16 protein-coding genes are annotated in these 15,683 nt (G+C 76.4%); 12 read left to right on the forward strand and 4 right to left on the reverse strand.

Features of this window, described 5'->3' with window-relative positions; all coding sequences use genetic code 11:
* Nucleotides 1-3 precede the first annotated feature (3 nt).
* The 4 genes from dnaJ (at nucleotide 4) to clpB (ending at nucleotide 5,633) form a co-directional block, all read left to right on the forward strand.
* Nucleotides 4-1,197, forward strand: coding sequence for a molecular chaperone DnaJ (gene dnaJ, locus D5H78_RS14975; RefSeq protein WP_119951292.1), 1,194 nt, complete (start codon nucleotides 4-6; stop codon nucleotides 1,195-1,197).
* Entirely contained in the window at nucleotides 1,197-1,622 is a 426-nt protein-coding gene (locus tag D5H78_RS14980; RefSeq protein ID WP_119951368.1) for a heat shock protein transcriptional repressor HspR, read from the forward strand. Before dnaJ ends, D5H78_RS14980 begins: the two co-directional genes overlap by 1 nt.
* 56 nt (nucleotides 1,623-1,678) lie before the next feature.
* Nucleotides 1,679-2,929 carry an Ig-like domain-containing protein gene (locus D5H78_RS14985; RefSeq protein WP_133412074.1) on the forward strand — a complete coding sequence of 417 codons (1,251 nt, stop codon included), beginning with the start codon at nucleotides 1,679-1,681 and terminating at the stop codon, nucleotides 2,927-2,929.
* Between the two features lie 94 nt (nucleotides 2,930-3,023).
* Complete coding sequence (clpB, locus tag D5H78_RS14990; RefSeq protein WP_119951294.1) at nucleotides 3,024-5,633, forward strand: ATP-dependent chaperone ClpB; 2,610 nt, start codon at nucleotides 3,024-3,026, stop codon at nucleotides 5,631-5,633.
* 197 nt (nucleotides 5,634-5,830) lie between these two features.
* Here the strand turns inward: clpB and D5H78_RS14995 are convergent, their stop codons facing one another.
* On the reverse strand, nucleotides 5,831-6,190 hold the full coding sequence (locus D5H78_RS14995) for a hypothetical protein (protein WP_119951295.1): 360 nt from the start codon (nucleotides 6,188-6,190) through the stop codon (nucleotides 5,831-5,833).
* 153 nt (nucleotides 6,191-6,343) lie between these two features.
* Between D5H78_RS14995 and D5H78_RS15000 the strand changes: the two genes are divergently transcribed.
* Genes D5H78_RS15000 through D5H78_RS15010 form a run of 3 tightly spaced genes read left to right on the forward strand, consistent with a single transcriptional unit; the run spans nucleotide 6,344 to nucleotide 7,893 of the window.
* Nucleotides 6,344-6,580, forward strand: a complete 237-nt coding sequence (locus tag D5H78_RS15000) for a hypothetical protein (protein ID WP_119951296.1) — start codon at nucleotides 6,344-6,346, stop codon at nucleotides 6,578-6,580.
* Entirely contained in the window at nucleotides 6,573-7,022 is a 450-nt protein-coding gene (locus D5H78_RS15005; protein ID WP_119951297.1) for a hypothetical protein, read from the forward strand. The genes D5H78_RS15000 and D5H78_RS15005 overlap by 8 nt, the downstream gene beginning before the upstream one ends.
* 25 nt (nucleotides 7,023-7,047) lie before the next feature.
* Complete coding sequence (locus tag D5H78_RS15010) at nucleotides 7,048-7,893, forward strand: SDR family NAD(P)-dependent oxidoreductase (protein ID WP_119951298.1); 846 nt, start codon at nucleotides 7,048-7,050, stop codon at nucleotides 7,891-7,893.
* On the opposite strand, the gene pyrE is transcribed toward D5H78_RS15010, so the two are convergent.
* Complete coding sequence (gene pyrE / locus D5H78_RS15015) at nucleotides 7,863-8,417, reverse strand: orotate phosphoribosyltransferase (RefSeq protein WP_119951299.1); 555 nt, start codon at nucleotides 8,415-8,417, stop codon at nucleotides 7,863-7,865. The genes D5H78_RS15010 and pyrE overlap by 31 nt on opposite strands.
* Entirely contained in the window at nucleotides 8,417-9,100 is a 684-nt protein-coding gene (locus tag D5H78_RS15020; RefSeq protein ID WP_119951300.1) for a DedA family protein, read from the reverse strand. The genes pyrE and D5H78_RS15020 overlap by 1 nt, the downstream gene beginning before the upstream one ends.
* A 36-nt stretch (nucleotides 9,101-9,136) precedes the next feature.
* Between D5H78_RS15020 and D5H78_RS15025 the strand changes: the two genes are divergently transcribed.
* Entirely contained in the window at nucleotides 9,137-9,787 is a 651-nt protein-coding gene (locus D5H78_RS15025) for a TrmH family RNA methyltransferase (protein ID WP_218566655.1), read from the forward strand.
* Nucleotides 9,788-9,889: 102 nt separating this feature from the next.
* On the forward strand, nucleotides 9,890-11,269 hold the full coding sequence (locus D5H78_RS15030) for an FAD-dependent oxidoreductase (protein WP_218566656.1): 1,380 nt from the start codon (nucleotides 9,890-9,892) through the stop codon (nucleotides 11,267-11,269).
* A 9-nt stretch (nucleotides 11,270-11,278) separates the two neighbouring features.
* On the opposite strand, the gene D5H78_RS15035 is transcribed toward D5H78_RS15030, so the two are convergent.
* A complete protein-coding gene (locus tag D5H78_RS15035; protein WP_119951302.1) occupies nucleotides 11,279-12,298 on the reverse strand; it encodes a LacI family DNA-binding transcriptional regulator in 1,020 nt (339 codons plus the stop codon).
* A gap of 313 nt (nucleotides 12,299-12,611) precedes the next feature.
* Here D5H78_RS15035 and D5H78_RS15040 point away from each other — a divergent pair, with 313 nt between their 5' ends.
* From D5H78_RS15040 to D5H78_RS15050, 3 genes are all read left to right on the forward strand, one after another.
* Nucleotides 12,612-13,475, forward strand: a complete 864-nt coding sequence (locus D5H78_RS15040) for a phytanoyl-CoA dioxygenase family protein (protein WP_119951303.1) — start codon at nucleotides 12,612-12,614, stop codon at nucleotides 13,473-13,475.
* A gap of 107 nt (nucleotides 13,476-13,582) precedes the next feature.
* The gene (locus D5H78_RS15045; protein WP_119951304.1) at nucleotides 13,583-14,410 is read left to right on the forward strand and encodes a DeoR/GlpR family DNA-binding transcription regulator; all 828 of its coding nucleotides are present in this window, start codon (nucleotides 13,583-13,585) and stop codon (nucleotides 14,408-14,410) included.
* 161 nt (nucleotides 14,411-14,571) lie between these two features.
* On the forward strand, nucleotides 14,572-15,669 hold the full coding sequence (locus tag D5H78_RS15050) for an ABC transporter substrate-binding protein (protein ID WP_119951305.1): 1,098 nt from the start codon (nucleotides 14,572-14,574) through the stop codon (nucleotides 15,667-15,669).
* The last annotated feature ends 14 nt before the right edge of the window (nucleotides 15,670-15,683 follow it).

Here is a 15,683-nt window from a genome sequence, read left to right on the forward strand (position 1 = left end):
CCGGTGAGCACCCGGGACTACCTCGAGAAGGACTACTACAAGGTCCTCGGGGTGCCCAAGGACGCGAAGCCCGACGAGATCAAGAAGGCGTACCGCAAGCTCGCCCGGGAGTCGCACCCCGACGCCAACAAGGGCGACGCCGACGCGGAGGCGCGCTTCAAGGAGGTCTCGGAGGCGTACGACGTCCTCTCCGACGCCAGCCGCCGCAAGGAGTACGACGACGCCCGCAGCCTCTTCGGCAGCGGGGGCGGGGGCTTCCGGGTCCCCGGCGGCGCAGGGCCCGGGGCCGGCGGCTTCCCCTTCGACCTCGGCGACCTCTTCGGGGGCGCCGGCGGCGCGGGGGGCGCGCCGAACGGGGCCGGCGGCCTCGGCGACGTGCTGGGCGGCATCTTCGGCCGCGCCGGCGCCGCCGGGCGCGCGCAGCAGCCGCGCCGGGGCGCGGACATCGAGTCCGAGGTCACCCTCTCCTTCACCGACGCGGTGGACGGGGCCACGGTCCCGCTGCGCATGAGCAGCGACAAGCCGTGCCCCGCCTGCCGCGGCACGGGCGGGCGCGACGGCCAGATGCCGACGACCTGCCCGACGTGCCACGGCACGGGGCAGACGAGCCGCAGCCAGGGCAGCTTCGCGCTCTCCGAGCCGTGCCGGGACTGCAAGGGCCGCGGCCTCAAGGCCGAGGACCCCTGCCCGGTCTGCCACGGCAGCGGGCGCGCCGTCGGCACGAGCGTGCTCAACGTCCGGATCCCCGCGGGCGTGCAGGACGGGCAGCGCATCCGGCTCAAGGGCAAGGGCGGCAAGGGCGAGCGCGGCGGGCCCGCGGGCGACCTCATCGTCCTCGTGCACGTGACGCCGCACGCGGTCTTCGGCCGCAGCGGCGACAACCTCACCCTCACCGTGCCGGTGACCGTGGCCGAGGCCGCGCTCGGCGCGCAGGTCGCCGTGCCGACGCTCGGCGGGGCGCCGGTGACGCTCAAGCTCGCCGCGGGCACCGCCAACGGGCGCACGCTGCGCGTGCGCGGCAAGGGAGCCACCCGCAAGGACGGCTCCCGCGGCGACCTGCTCGTCACGGTGGAGGTCGTCGTCCCGCAGAAGCTCGACGGCAAGGCGCGCGAGGCCCTGGAGGCCTTCCGCGACGCCACGGCCGGCGAGGACCCGCGGGCGGGCCTGCTCGCCGCGGCGAGGGCGGGTGAGCGGTGATGGCCGCCGGCTCGGCGGGGCACCCCGCGGGGCCCGCCGCGGTGGGGCTCGGCCCCGACGCGCCCGTGTACGTCATCTCGGTCGCGGCGGAGCTGTCGGGCCTGCACCCGCAGACGCTGCGCCAGTACGACCGCCTCGGCCTGGTGACCCCGGGGCGCACCCCCGGCGGCGGGCGGCGCTACTCCGCGCGCGACATCGAGCACCTGCGCGAGGTGCAGCGGCTCACCGCCATGGGCGTCGGCCTCGAGGCCGTCAAGCGGGTCCTCGAGCTGGAGGACCAGGTGGCGGCGCTGCGCGCCCGGGTCGCCGAGCTCGAGGACGAGCTGGCCCGCACCGCGGACCGGGTGCACGCGAGCTACCGCCGCGACCTCGTCCCGGTGCGCGGGCAGTCCTCGCTCGTCGTGTGGCGGCCCGCGCGCCGCTGAGCGTACGGTCGACGCAGGGCGGGCGCCGGAGCCCGCCGGGGCGGTCGAGGCGGGTGGTGCCCGTGCGGCAGGGGCACAGGTCCCCGCGCGCCGTCCTGCCCGCGGCCACGGTCGTCGCCGCCGTCGCGGTCGTCGCCGCAGCGGCCGCCGCGCTGGGCGGTGGCGGGCCGGGCCCGACCCCCGTCCCCCCGGACCCGGTGGTCCCCGGGGCGGTGCTCAACGTCGTCCGCACGGGCGCCGGGACGCTCTCCATCACCCCGGGCAGCGCCGGGCGGGTCGTCGCGGGCTCGGGCGGCTACCACTCGGTCACCTGGACCGCCCCGCCGGGCGGCTTCACCGGCCTGCTCACGCTGCGCGTGCCCTCCGGGTTCGGCCCCGGGCAGGCGCAGGACCCCACCGCCCCGGGCTACTGGTACTCCGCCGGCAGCACGTGCGCCACCGGGCGCCCCGAGGCGCGCGCGCCGCGGGCGGGCGCCGCGACGGTCTCGGTCCGCGCCCGCTGCGGCCCGGAGGAGACGGTGCGCCTCGACGTCAACGACCTGCGCGCGCCCACCACCGCCGGCACGCTGGCGCTGCTCGCGACGGTGCGGGCCGACGGCGAGGAGCGCGCGACCGGCGTGCCGGGGGGAGCGACCGTACGGGTCGTCGCCGCGTCGCCCGAGCGCCTCGTCGTCAGCGCGCCGCGCCGCACCCCCGCGGGGCGGGCCTCGGCGGAGCCGGTGCTCGTCGAGGTGCAGGACCGGTACGGCAACCGCGTGCCGAACCCGGACTACGTCGTGGGGGCGCGGGCCGTCGGGCGCCTCGGCCCGCTGCCGCTCGCCGGCGAGCGCGTCGTCACGACCGAGGACGGGCTCGGCGCGCTGCACGGGCTGCTGCTGCCGCGCGAGAGCACCGGCGCAGCGCTGCTGGTGCGGGGCCGGCCGCTGCAGGGGTACGCCCCCCGCCTGCGCGGCGAGAGCGCCCCGTTCCGCGTCGTCGGGCCACCGGCGCGCCTCGTCGTCGCCGCCGGTGACCGGCAGACCGCCCCGGCCGGGAGCCTGCTGCCCGCCCGCGCGGTGGTGCGCGTGCTCGACCGGGCCGGGAACCCGCTCCCCGGCGTCCCGGTCGCCTTCACGGCCACGAGCGGCGCGGTCCGGGCGAGCGTCCCCAGCGGTGCCGACGGCACCGCCGGCACGCCGTGGCGGCTCGGCCCGGGGGGCGGCCCGCAGCGGCTCACGGCCCGCGCCGCGGGCGGCCCGGGGACGGTGCTCGTCGCGACGGCGACCGGGGGGCTCGGCGCGCTGCTGGCGCCCGTACCCTCTCCCTGAGGGCAGGGTTGAGCGGAACACGCTCAGGTCTCCTGCCGTTAGGGACAGCAGGATCAGCACGACCCCCAGCACGACCCCAGGAGCGCACCGACCCATGGACCTGAAGCTCACGACCAAGAGCCAGGAGGCCCTCTCCGAGGCCGTCCGCGCCGCCGTGGCGGCGGGCAACCCGCAGGTGGAGCCCGTGCACGTGCTGCTCGCCCTGCTCGCGCAGGACGGCGGGACGACGGCTCCCCTGCTGCAGGCGGCGGGCGCCGACCCGGCCGCCGCGCGCAGCGCCGCCCAGGCGCTGGCCGCCCGCCTCCCCTCGGTGAGCGGCTCGAGCGTCGCCGCGCCGCAGACGTCGCGCACCACCCTGCAGGCGCTGAACGCCGCGGGCGACGTCGCGCGCGAGCTCGGCGACGAGTTCGTCTCGACCGAGCACGTGCTCGTCGGGCTCGCGGGCACCAGCGGCGGCGACGGCGGCGTGGCCGACCTGCTGCGCGGGCTCGGCGCCACCCCCGAGGCGCTGCGCGCCGGGTTCTCCGCCGTGCGCGGCTCGCGCCGGGTCACCTCGGCCGACCCCGAGGCGACCTACCAGGCGCTGGAGAAGTACGGCGACGACCTCACCGCGCGGGCCCGCGAGGGCGGCATCGACCCCGTCATCGGCCGCGACGCCGAGATCCGCCGCGTCGTGCAGGTGCTCTCGCGCCGCACCAAGAACAACCCGGTCCTCATCGGCGAGCCGGGCGTCGGCAAGACCGCGGTCGTCGAGGGCCTGGCCCAGCGCATCGTGGCCGGCGACGTGCCCGAGTCGCTGCGCGGCAAGCGGCTCATCGCGCTCGACCTCGGCGCGATGGTCGCCGGGGCCAAGTTCCGCGGCGAGTTCGAGGAGCGGCTCAAGGCCGTCCTCGAGGAGATCAAGGACAGCCACGGCGAGGTCGTCACCTTCATCGACGAGCTGCACACCGTGGTCGGCGCAGGCGCGGCGGGCGACTCCGCCATGGACGCGGGCAACATGCTCAAGCCCATGCTCGCCCGCGGCGAGCTGCGGATGGTCGGCGCGACGACCCTCGACGAGTACCGCCAGCACATCGAGAAGGACCCGGCGCTCGAGCGGCGCTTCCAGCAGGTGCTCGTCGGCGAGCCCAGCGTCCCCGACACCGTCGCGATCCTGCGCGGCATCAAGGAGAAGTACGAGGCGCACCACAAGGTGGCCATCGCCGACTCCGCCCTCGTCGCGGCCGCGACCCTGTCCGACCGCTACATCACCTCGCGCTTCCTGCCGGACAAGGCCATCGACCTCGTCGACGAGGCCGCGTCCCGGCTGCGCATGGAGATCGACTCCTCGCCCGTCGAGGTCGACGAGCTCCAGCGCGCCGTCGACCGGCTGCGCATGGAGGAGCTGGCGCTGGAGAACGAGGACGACCGGGCCAGCCGCGAGCGCCTCGCCTCCCTGCAGGCCGACCGGGCCGACAAGGAGGAGCAGCTGCGCGCGCTCCGGGCCCGCTGGGAGCAGGAGAAGGCCGGCCTGGACCGGGTCGGCGACCTCAAGATGCGCATCGACGAGCTGCGCGTCGTCGCCGAGCGCGCCCAGCGCGACGGCGACTTCGAGCAGGCCTCGCGGGTGCTCTACGCCGAGATCCCGGCGCTCGAGCGCGAGCTCGAGGAGGTCACGGCCGAGACCAACCAGCGCGCCACCATGGTCAAGGAGGAGGTCGGGCCGGACGACGTCGCCGACGTCGTGAGCGCCTGGACGGGCATCCCCGCCGGCCGGCTGCTCGAGGGCGAGACCTCCAAGCTGCTGCGCATGGAGGAGGAGCTCGGCAGGCGGCTCATCGGCCAGCGCGAGGCGGTCGTCGCCGTGTCCGACGCGGTGCGCCGCGCGCGCGCCGGCGTGGCCGACCCCGACCGCCCCACCGGCTCGTTCCTGTTCCTCGGCCCGACCGGCGTGGGCAAGACGGAGCTGGCGAAGGCGCTGGCGGACTTCCTCTTCGACGACGAGCACGCCATGGTCCGCATCGACATGAGCGAGTACGGCGAGAAGCACTCCGTCTCCCGCCTCGTCGGCGCGCCCCCCGGCTACGTCGGCTACGAGGAGGGCGGCCAGCTCACCGAGGCGGTGCGGCGCCGGCCGTACACGGTCGTCCTGCTCGACGAGGTCGAGAAGGCGCACCCCGAGGTGTTCGACGTGCTGCTGCAGGTCCTCGACGACGGCAGGCTCACCGACGGCCAGGGCCGCACGGTCGACTTCCGCAACACCATCCTCGTGCTGACGTCGAACCTCGGCTCGGTCTACCTCACCGACCCGTCGATGGACCGCGAGCGCCGCCGCGAGGCGGTCATGGGCGTGGTGCGCTCGACGTTCAAGCCGGAGTTCGTGAACCGGCTCGACGACGTCGTGGTCTTCGACGCCCTCGGCACCGAGGAGCTCACCCGGATCGTCGACCTGCAGGTGGACCGGCTCGCCGCCCGCCTCGCCGACCGGCGCATCGCCCTCGCGGTGAGCGACGGCGCCAAGGAGTGGCTGGCCATCACCGGCTTCGACCCGGTGTACGGCGCCCGCCCCCTCCGCCGGCTCGTGCAGTCCGCGGTCGGGGACCAGCTCGCCCGCGCCCTGCTCGCCGGCGAGGTCCGCGACGGCGACACCGTCGCGGTGGACGTCGACGAGGCCCGCGACGGGCTCGTCGTGCGGCGCGCCGAGCCCGCGGCGCTGCCGGCCTGACGCCGGGCCGCAGGTCGTCCGCCCCGGTTGACCACGTGGAGCCCCCGTACGGGTGCCGGCCCAGGCCGACGAGCCTCGGTCGGCACCCGTACGCCTAGGTCGGTCCCCTGAGGGTGCCCCTCATGGGGTCGCGCCTGAGGGTGCCCCTCAGCGGTGCTGTGCGCCTGGGGGTGCCCCTCAGCGGTACGCCCGCTCCGTCAGGCCGGAGCGCGCCCGGCGCGCCGCCGCACGGCCGTGTCGGTGACGACGACGGCGGCGAGGGCGAGCAGGGTCCCGGCCCACGCCCAGCGCTGCAGGTCGAGCCGCGCCAGCGGCCACCAGACGAGCACGAGCACGACGGCCCCGGCCGCGAGGGCGCGCCAGGACGGCAGGCCGGGGTCGGGCACGCGCAGCACCCGGCCCGCGACGAGCGCGACGACCAGCCCGACGAGGGCGCCGACCAGCACGGCGGCGTACCAGGCGGGGCCCCGCCCCAGGTCGGCCGCGGCGCGGACCCCCTGGGTGGTGCCGATGACCGCGGCGAGCCCGAGGCCCCCGACCAGCGCACGACGGTCCACGTCGCCCCCTCCCCGAGCCGGTCCCGGTACCGGCCCACCCTGCCACCCGCCGCGACCGGCCGCGGCCGCGGCGCGCGCTGTCGAGGTGCGGGACCGTCCGGTCCCCACCACGCTGGGCCCACGCACCGCACACCTGGCCACCGCGGAGGACGCATGACCACCAGCACGACCGACGCCTCGACCACCTCGTTCGCCGACCTCGGCCGGGAGATGTGGTCGTACCTGACCGGCAAGCAGGCCGCGATCGACTACACGTTCGTCGACATGACCGTCGAGGTGCCGCGCGAGACCGGGCCGGACGCGCCGCGGGCGACGTGGAAGCTCAACGGCACGCTGCGCATCACGACCACCGACCGCGACTCCGCGGGCGCGGCCGGCGGCGGTGCCTGACCACCCGCTCGGCCCCGTCCGCCTGCACGTCGACGCGGACCTCGTGCTCGAGGTCGACGCCGGTGCGGACGGGGCCACCGCGGGCACGGTGACCTCGCAGGACGGCCGGGTGGTCGTCGAGGTCGCCGACCCCGCGGTGCTCCTGCGGGCGCTGGGGCCCGGCGGCCGCCGCGGCTCGCCGCTGCCCGCCCTCGTGCCCCCGGGCGCCGCGGGGGAGCTGCGCCACCGCGGCCGCGTGCTCGCGGCGGTGCTGCCCGAGGCGCGCCGGGGCGCGCTCGGCCGGGGCGTCTCGGTGGTGGTCGGCGACCCGCGGCTCGTCGTGCGCCCCGCGCTGGTCGTCCCGCTGCTGCGGGCCGGCGGGGCGCTCCCCGCGGCGGCGGCGCTCGGCGTCGTCGGGCTCGCGGTCGCGCTCGTGGCGCGCGGGCGCTCCGCGCGCCGCTGAGCGGGCGCCCGCGTAGCGTCGGGCCATGCCGCAGACCTACCGCACCGCCCTCGTCACCGGGGCCAGCGCCGGCCTCGGCGCCGAGCTCGCCCGCCAGCTCGCCGCGCAGGGGACGGGCCTGGTGCTCGTGGCCCGCGACCGCGGGCGCCTCGACGCGCTGGCCGCGGACCTGCGGTCCCGGCACGCCGTCGCGGTCGAGGTGCTCCCCGCCGACCTCGTCGACCCGGACGGGCTCGCGGCGGTCGAGTCCCGGCTGCGCGACGCCGGCGAGCCGGTGGACCTGCTCGTCAACAACGCCGGGCTCGGGGTGCGCGAGGGCTTCGTCGAGGGCGACCTGCGCGACCACGAGCGCCTGCTCGACCTCAACGTGCGCGCCGTGCTGCGGCTGTCCGGCGCCGCCGTGCCCGACATGCGGGCGCGCCGCCGCGGGACGGTCCTCAACGTGTCGAGCGTGGCGGGCTGGCTGCCCTTCGGCACGTACGGCGCCTCCAAGGCCTGGGTCACGACGTTCACCGAGGGCCTGGCCGCGGAGCTGCGCGGGTCGGGGGTGACGGCGACCGCGCTGTGCCCGGGCTACGTGGTGACCGAGTTCCACGACCGGATGGGCGTACGGCGCTCGGGCCCGCCGTTCCTGTGGCTGCGCGCGGAGGACGTGGCCGCGGGCGGGCTGGCGGACGCGGCCCGCGGCAGGGTCGTGAGCGTGCCGACGCTGCGCTACAAGGTCGCGGCGACGCTGCTGCAGGCGACGCCGCGACCGCTGCTGCGCAGGGCCCTCACCGCCCGGGTCACCGGTCGGGTGCGCCGGCCGGCGGGCGGTGCCGGGCGCTCGGGGAGCGCCGCTCAGCCCAGCCCGAGCTCGTCGAGCTCGTAGGCCGCGCGGTACTCCAGCCCCCGCGCCTCGACGGCCGGGCGCGCGCCCCGCTCGACGACGACGGCGACGCCGACGACGGTGGCCCCCGCCTCCTCGAGCGCCTCGACGGCGGTGAGGACGGAGCCGCCGGTGGTGGAGGTGTCCTCGACGGCGAGCACGCGGCGCCCGGCGACGTCGGGGCCCTCGATGCGCCGCTGCAGCCCGTGCGCCTTCTCGGCCTTGCGCACCACGAAGGCGTCGAGCCGCTGCCCGCGCGCTGCGGCCGCGTGCAGCATCGCGGTGCCGACGGGGTCGGCGCCGAGGGTGAGGCCGCCGACGGCGTCGTACCCGAGGTCGGCCGTGAGGTCGAGCAGCACCTCGCCGACGAGCGGCGCGGTCTCGCCGTCGAGCGTCACCCGGCGCAGGTCGACGTAGTAGTCGGCCTCCTTGCCGGAGGACAGGACGACCCGCCCGTGCACGACCGCCTTCGTCCGGATGCCCTCGAGCAGCCGCTCCCGGGCGGTGCCGTCCGTGGTGCTGCCCATCAGGCGATGTCCTCCTCGTGGACGCGGGCCCGCTCGTGCTCCTCGTCGTAGCGCTCGTCGCGGCTGCGCGAGCGCGCCCGCAGCAGCTCGACGGCGACGGGCACGACCGAGACGAGCACGATCCCGATGAGGATCGCCTCGATGTGCTCGCGCACGAACGCGATCTGCCCGAGCCAGTAGCCCAGCGCCGTGACGCCGGCGCCCCACAGCACGCCGCCGAGCACGTTGTACGCGACGAAGGTCCGGTAGCGCATCCGCCCCACCCCGGCGACGACCGGCGCGAACGTGCGCACGATCGGCACGAACCGGGCGAGGACGATGGTGCGCCCGCCGTAGCGGTCGAAGAAGGAGTACGCCTTGTCGACGTGCTCCTGCTTGAAGAACCGCGAGTCGGGCCGGCGGAACACCGCGGGGCCGGCCTTGCGCCCGATCGCGTAGCCGACCTGGTCGCCCACGATCGCCGCCACCGGGACGAGGACCAGCGCGAGCCACAGCGGCACGTCGACCGTCCCGCCGGCGATGAGCAGGCCCAGGGTGAAGAGCAGCGAGTCGCCGGGCAGGAAGAACCCCACGAGCAGGCCGGACTCGGCGAAGACGATGAGCAGGACGCCGAGCAGGCTGCCGGTGGTGATCAGCTGCTCGGGGTCGAGCCAGCTCGGGCCCAGGGCGAGGGTGGTCGGCACCCGCCGAGGCTACCGGCCCGCCCCTAGGGTGCGTCGGTGCGCGACGAGACGTCACCCGATGGTCACACCGGTCCCGGCGAGCCGGTGGGGGTCGGGCCGTGGCAGGGGCCGTGGCCCGAGGACCCGCGGTACGACCCCGAGCTCCTCGCGCACGGCGACCGGCGCAACGTCGTCGACCGCTACCGCTACTGGCGGGTCGAGGCCGTCGTCGCGGACCTCGACCGGCGCCGGCACCCGTTCCACGTGGCGATCGAGAACTGGGCGCACGACCTCAACATCGGGACCGTGGTCCGCACCGCCAACGCCTTCCTCGCCGAGGAGGTGCACGTCGTCGGGCGGCGGCGCTGGAACCGCCGCGGGGCGATGGTCACCGACCGCTACCAGCACCTGCGCCACCACGCGACGGTGGACGACCTGCTGAGCTTCTGCCGCGGGCGCGACCTGCCGGTCGTCGGCGTGGACAACCTGCCCGGCAGCGTCCCGCTCGAGACCGTCGCGCTGCCGCGGCGCTGCCTCCTGCTCTTCGGGCAGGAGGGGCCCGGGCTGTCGCCGGCGGCCCGGGAGGCCGCCGCGCTCGTGGTCTCCATCGCCCAGTACGGCTCCACCCGCTCGCTCAACGCGGGCGTGGCGGCGGGCATCGCCATGCACGCGTGGGTCCGGGCGCACGCGGGACCGCCGCCGGGCTGAGCGCCGTCCACAGCACTGTCCCCAGCCTTGTGGACGCAGGGGGTCGGACCTGTGGACGGGCTGGGGAGGGCCGGGGGAGCGCGGCGCGCCTAGGGTGGCCCCGTGGCGGAGCGGCTCGTGGTCATCGGCGGCGACGCGGCGGGCATGAGCGCGGCCGCCCAGGCCAAGCGGCTGCGCGGCGACGACCTGGAGGTCGTGGTCCTCGACCGCGGCCGGCACACCTCCTACTCCGCGTGCGGGATCCCGTACTGGGTCGGCGGCGAGGTGGACGGGCCGGACGCGCTCGTCGCCCGCTCGCCGGAGGAGCACCGCCGCCGCGGGCTCGACCTGCGCCTGCGCACGGAGGCGGTCGGCCTCGACCTCGCCGCCGGCGTCGTGCACGCCCGCGACCTCGACGCGGGGACCGACCTGCGGTTCGGCTACGACCACCTCCTGCACGCGACCGGCGCGGTGCCGGTGCGCCCGCCGGTGCCGGGGATCGACGCGGCCGGCGTGTTCGGCGTGCAGGTGCTCGACGACGGGCAGGCGGTCATCGACCACCTCGCCGGGCTGCCGGACGGGGCGCGCGGCGTCGTCGTCGGCGCCGGCTACATCGGGGTCGAGATGGCCGAGGCGCTGGTCCGGCACGGGCTGCGGGTGACGGTGGTCGACAAGGCGCCGGAGCCGATGACGACGCTCGACCCCGACATGGGCGCGATGGTCCACCGCGAGATGGAGTGCCTCGGCATCGACGTGCGCACCGGCACGGGGCTGCTCGGGGTGGAGACCGGGGCGGACGGGGCGGTGCGGGCCGTCGTCACCGAGGACGGCACGCTCCCGGCCGACGTCGTCGTCCTCGGCCTGGGCGTGCGCCCGGCCACCGGGCTCGCCCGCGAGGCCGGCCTGCCGCTGGGCGACGCGGGCGGCGTGCGCACCGACCTGCGGATGGCCGTCCCCGGCCACGAGGGCGTGTGGGCCGCCGGGGACTGCGTCGAGGTGTTCGACCGGGTGTCGCAGTCCTGGCTGCACGTGCCGCTCGGCACGCACGCCAACAAGCAGGGCCGCGTCGCCGGCACCAACCTGGGCGGCGGGTACGCCACCTTCCCCGGCGTCGTGCGCACCGCCATCAGCAAGGTCTGCGGGCTGGAGATCGGCCGCACCGGGCTCACCGAGCGCGACGCGCGCGCCGCCGGGTTCCGCTACGTCGTGGGCCGCATCGAGTCCACGACCACCGCCGGCTACATGCCCGCCGCGCGCTCGCTGCACGTCAAGGTGCTCGCCGAGGTCGGCAGCGGGCGCCTGCTCGGGGCGCAGGTCGTCGGCTTCGAGGGCTCGGCCAAGCGCATCGACGTCTTCGCCACCGCGCTGTGGAACCGGATGACGGTCGACGAGATGACGGGGATGGACCTCTCGTACGCCCCGCCGTTCTCCCCGGTCTGGGACGCCGTGCTCATCGCCGCGCGCAAGACCGCGGACCTGCTGCAGCCGCCGGGCGGCGGCTGAGGGGCACCCTCAGGCGGGTGCCCGGGCGGCGCCGGTCGTCTCGCGGGGGACGAGCCGGTGCCCGGCCAGGACCGTACGGGGCTCGCCCGCCGCGCCGTCCATCCGCTCGGCCAGGCACCGCGCGGCCTCCTCGGCCACGGCCTCCTTGTCCGGCGCGACGGTGCTGAGCGACGGCGTCGCGTAGCGCCCGTCCTCGATGTCGTCGACCCCCACGAGGGCCAGGTCGTCCGGCACCCGCAGCCCGCGGCGCAGGGCGACGCGCAGCGCGCCGAGGGCCAGCTCGTCGGTGGAGCAGAAGAGCGCGTCGACCTCGGTGCCGGCGTCGAGCAGCGCCTCGAGCGCGCGGGCCCCGTCGGCCCGGTGCAGCGCGCCGACCGGCACCTCGAGCGCGGGGTCGGGTGCGAGGCCGGCCGCCGCGAGCGCCTGCCGGTAGCCCTCGCGGCGCAGCCGGGCGGTGTCCTCCCCGACCCCCGAGGCGGCGCCGAGCATGGCGACCCGGCGCCGGCCCAGCGCGAGCAGGTGCGCCGTCGCGTCGCGCGCGGCGGCGACGTTGTCGATGACCACGTGGTCCGCCACCCCCTCGGGCCCGCGCTCGCCGAGCAGGACCATGGGCGCCGTGTCGCGCCGGGCGGCGATCTCGTCGGGGCCCAGGGACCAGGGGCTGAAGACGACGCCGTCGACGAGCTGGGCGCGCACCCCGTCGAGCAGCCGCCGCTCGCGGGCCGGGTCGCCGCCGGTCTGCTCGATGAGCAGGGTCCACTGCCGCCGCTCGGCCACGTCGGCCAGGCGCGCGGCGACCTCGCCGAAGTACGGCGACCCGACCTCCGGCACGACGAGGGCGACGAGGCCGGAGCGCCCGCGGCGCAGGCTGCGGGCCGCGGCGTTCGGGCGGTAGCGCAGCGTCCGCAGCGCCTCCTCGACGCGGGCCCGCGTGCCCGGCGCCACGTGCGCCGCGCCGTTGACGACGTTGGAGACGGTGCGCGGGGACACCCCGGCCAGGGCCGCGACGTCGCGCATGCTCGGTCCCACCGCCGGTCCCGCCTCCTCGTCCGTACGCCGTCCATACCGCTGCGTCTCCGACGCAGCGTCCCTGCCGCGGCCCGCCCCGCCGGTGCGCCCGCCGCCGCCCCCACCCCGCGGTGATCATGCGCAGGTGGCGGACGGCCGCGCCCCGCCATCGTGCCAGCCGATCCGGCGCTACCCCTTGCCACGTGGCATTGCCACGTGGCAACGTAGGTGTCGACGGCGGGACGACGCCCGCCCGGCGCCCCTCGACCCGGCGCCGCACGCCGCACCCCCACCTCAGCGGCGGCCCCGCGACCACCCGCGACCAGGAGGACCGATGACGCTCACCGACGTCCGCCAGACCGACCGCATCCCCGTGCCCGAGGGTGCGGACGAGGAGGTGCGGGGCATCGTCGAGGCGCTCTACACCGACGGCATCACCGCCAAGAAGGGCGCGTTCACCCGCGAGTGGGCGGCCCGCATGGGCGAGGACATCGAGGCGGCGTTCCAGGAGGCCCGCTCCCGCGAGGGCGGCGCCGTGGGCCGCGGCCCCAACCGGTGGTACGTCGAGATCCACCCCGAGCAGCTGCGCGGCTTCGTCGACCTCGTCGACCACCCGTGGGTGCGCACCGTGTGCGAGTCGGTGCTCGGCCCGGACTACCAGATCGTCGAGGTCGGGTTCGACATCCCGTTCGCCGGGGCGATGAACCAGCCGTGGCACCGCGACTTCCCCATGCCCGAGGAGACCCGCACGACCGGGCGGCTGACCTCGCTGGCCTTCAACCTCACGGCGGTGGACACCGAGGAGGACATGGGCCCGTTCGAGATCGCCCCGGGCACGCAGTGGGACTGGTCGGACGAGTTCAACCACGGGATGTTCCCGCCCAAGTCGCACTACGCCCGCTACGAGGAGCGCGCGGTGCGCAAGTACCCGCAGATGGGCGACATCTCGGCCCGCTCGGCCCTGACCATCCACCGCGGCACGAAGAACGAGTCGCAGAAGTCGCGCCCGGTGCTGGTCCTGGGCATCGACGCCCCCGGCGCCGGCAACGCCGAGCACCACGACATGGCCGTCACCCGCGGCTACTACGAGTCCCTGCCGCAGCGGGTGCGCGACCACCTCGTCTGCCCGGTCGTCGACGAGCTGACCCCGATCACGCAGAAGCACACGATCGAGGGCCTCGTCATGGGTGAGGCGTGACCCGCAGCGCCTGAGCGCAGGGCCCGCCCGCAGGCCCGCCCGCGACCCCCGGGGCGCCGTCACCGACGGCGCCCCGGGGGCTTGCCATGCCGTCTACGCTTCCGGACATGTTCGCGGATGAACGCCGGCAGATCATCCTCGACCACATCGCCGCCAACGGCGCGGTGTCGGTCAAGGAGCTCGCCCGGACGGTCGGCACGTCCGAGGTCACCGTGCGCCGCGACCTCTCCCTCCTCGAGGCCCAGGGGCTGCTCGGGCGCCGGCACGGCGGCGCCGTGGTGGTCGGCGGGCTGAGCCACGAGGCGACGTACGCCGACAAGGCCGGCCTCGCGTCCGCCGAGAAGGCCGCGATCGGGGCGGTCGCCGCCGAGCTCGTCAGCGACGGCGACGCGATCTCCGTCGGCGCGGGCACCACGACGCACGCCCTGGCCAAGCACCTCATCCGCCGCAGCGACCTCACGGTGATGACGAACTCCCTGCTCGTGGCGTACGCGCTCGCCTCGGCGCGCGGCGTGGACGTCGTCGTCTCCGGCGGCACCGTCCGCGGGTCGATCTACGCGCTGGTCGGGAGCGGGGCGGAGCAGACGCTGGCGAGCATGCGCACCCGGCGCCTCTTCCTCTCCGGCAACGGCCTCTCGCCCGAGCGCGGGCTCTCCACCCCGAACCTGCACGTCGCGGGCGTGGACCGGGCGATGGTCTCGGCCGCCGAGCAGGTCGTCGTCCTCGCGGACCACACCAAGGTCGGCGTCGAGACGATGGTGCAGACCGTGCCGGTCGAGGCGATCACGCACCTCGTCACCGACGCGCGCACCCCGGAGCACCTGCTCGAGGGCTTCCGGCGGCGCGGGGTCGCCGTGCACGTGGCGCACGTGCCCGCGGGCGACGGCGCGGGGGCACCGCCCGGCACGGTCGCCGCCGAGGCCCCCGGCGCCTGACCCGACCACCCCGGTCTGATCGAGCGGTACCGGTTCGGTTTCGAACGCTTGACAACTCTGATCGCTCACGCTCAGATGGGCCTGTTGCCCCGGTCACACGTCCCGGCCGGCCACGCAGACCCCGCCGCGCCGCCGCGGCAGCACCTGGAGGTACGTCGACGATGAGGTCCACCCACCCCCGCCGGGCCGGCTCGGCCGCGCTCGCGGCGGCCGCCGCCCTCGCGCTCACCCTGACCGCCTGCACCTCCTCCGAGGACGACGGCTCGGGCACGTCGAGCGCCGGCCCCGCGCCCACCGGCGCGGCGCAGGAGGTCGTCACCCCGACCGCCCCCGCGGGCGAGGGCTGCACGCTCGAGGACTACGGCGCCGAGCCGCTCGACCTCACGGACGCCGTCGTCGGCTTCTCGCAGTCCGAGCGCGAGGCCAACCCCTTCCGCATCGCCGAGACGCAGTCGATCCGCGACGAGGCCGAGCGGCTGGGCGTCAAGCAGCTGCTCGTCACCAACGCCAACTCGCAGCTGTCGAAGCAGATCGCCGACATCCAGGACATGCTCGCCCAGGGCGCGCAGTTCCTCATCGTGGCGCCGCTGAACTCCGACGGCCTCGAGCCGGCGCTCGCGGCGGCCCGGGCGAAGAACGTCCCGGTCCTCACCATCGACCGCAAGATCAACGCGACGGCGTGCGAGGACTACCTCGCGTTCCTCGGCTCGGACTTCGTCGAGCAGGGCCGGCGCGCCGCCGACGCGATGATCGAGGCGACGGGCGGCGAGGCGCAGCTGGCGATCCTGCTCGGCTCGTCCGGCAACAACGTCACGACCGACCGCACCACCGGCTTCGTCGAGCAGATCGAGGCCGAGGCGCCGGGCATCGAGATCGTCGCGCAGCAGACCGGCGAGTTCGCCCGCGACAAGGGCCAGCAGGTCATGGAGCAGCTCATCCAGGCCAACCCCGACATCGACGCGGTCTACGCGCAGAACGACGAGATGGCGCTCGGGGCGATCGTCGCCCTCAAGGCGGCCGGCAAGACCCCGGGCGAGGACGTCAAGGTCGTGTCGATCGACGGCACGCGCAACGCCGTCGAGGCGGTCGTCGACGGCGAGATCAACGCCGTCATCGAGTCCAACCCGCGCTTCGGCCCGCTGGCCTTCCAGACCGCGCAGAGCTTCTACGACGGCCAGGCCATCCCCGAGGACGTCATCATCGCCGACGACGAGTACACCCCGGAGAACGCCGAGCAGGACGTCGCGAACGCGTACTGACGCAGCCCGCGGGC

This window comes from Vallicoccus soli, assembly GCF_003594885.1.
Lineage (GTDB): Bacteria > Actinomycetota > Actinomycetes > Motilibacterales > Motilibacteraceae > Vallicoccus > Vallicoccus soli.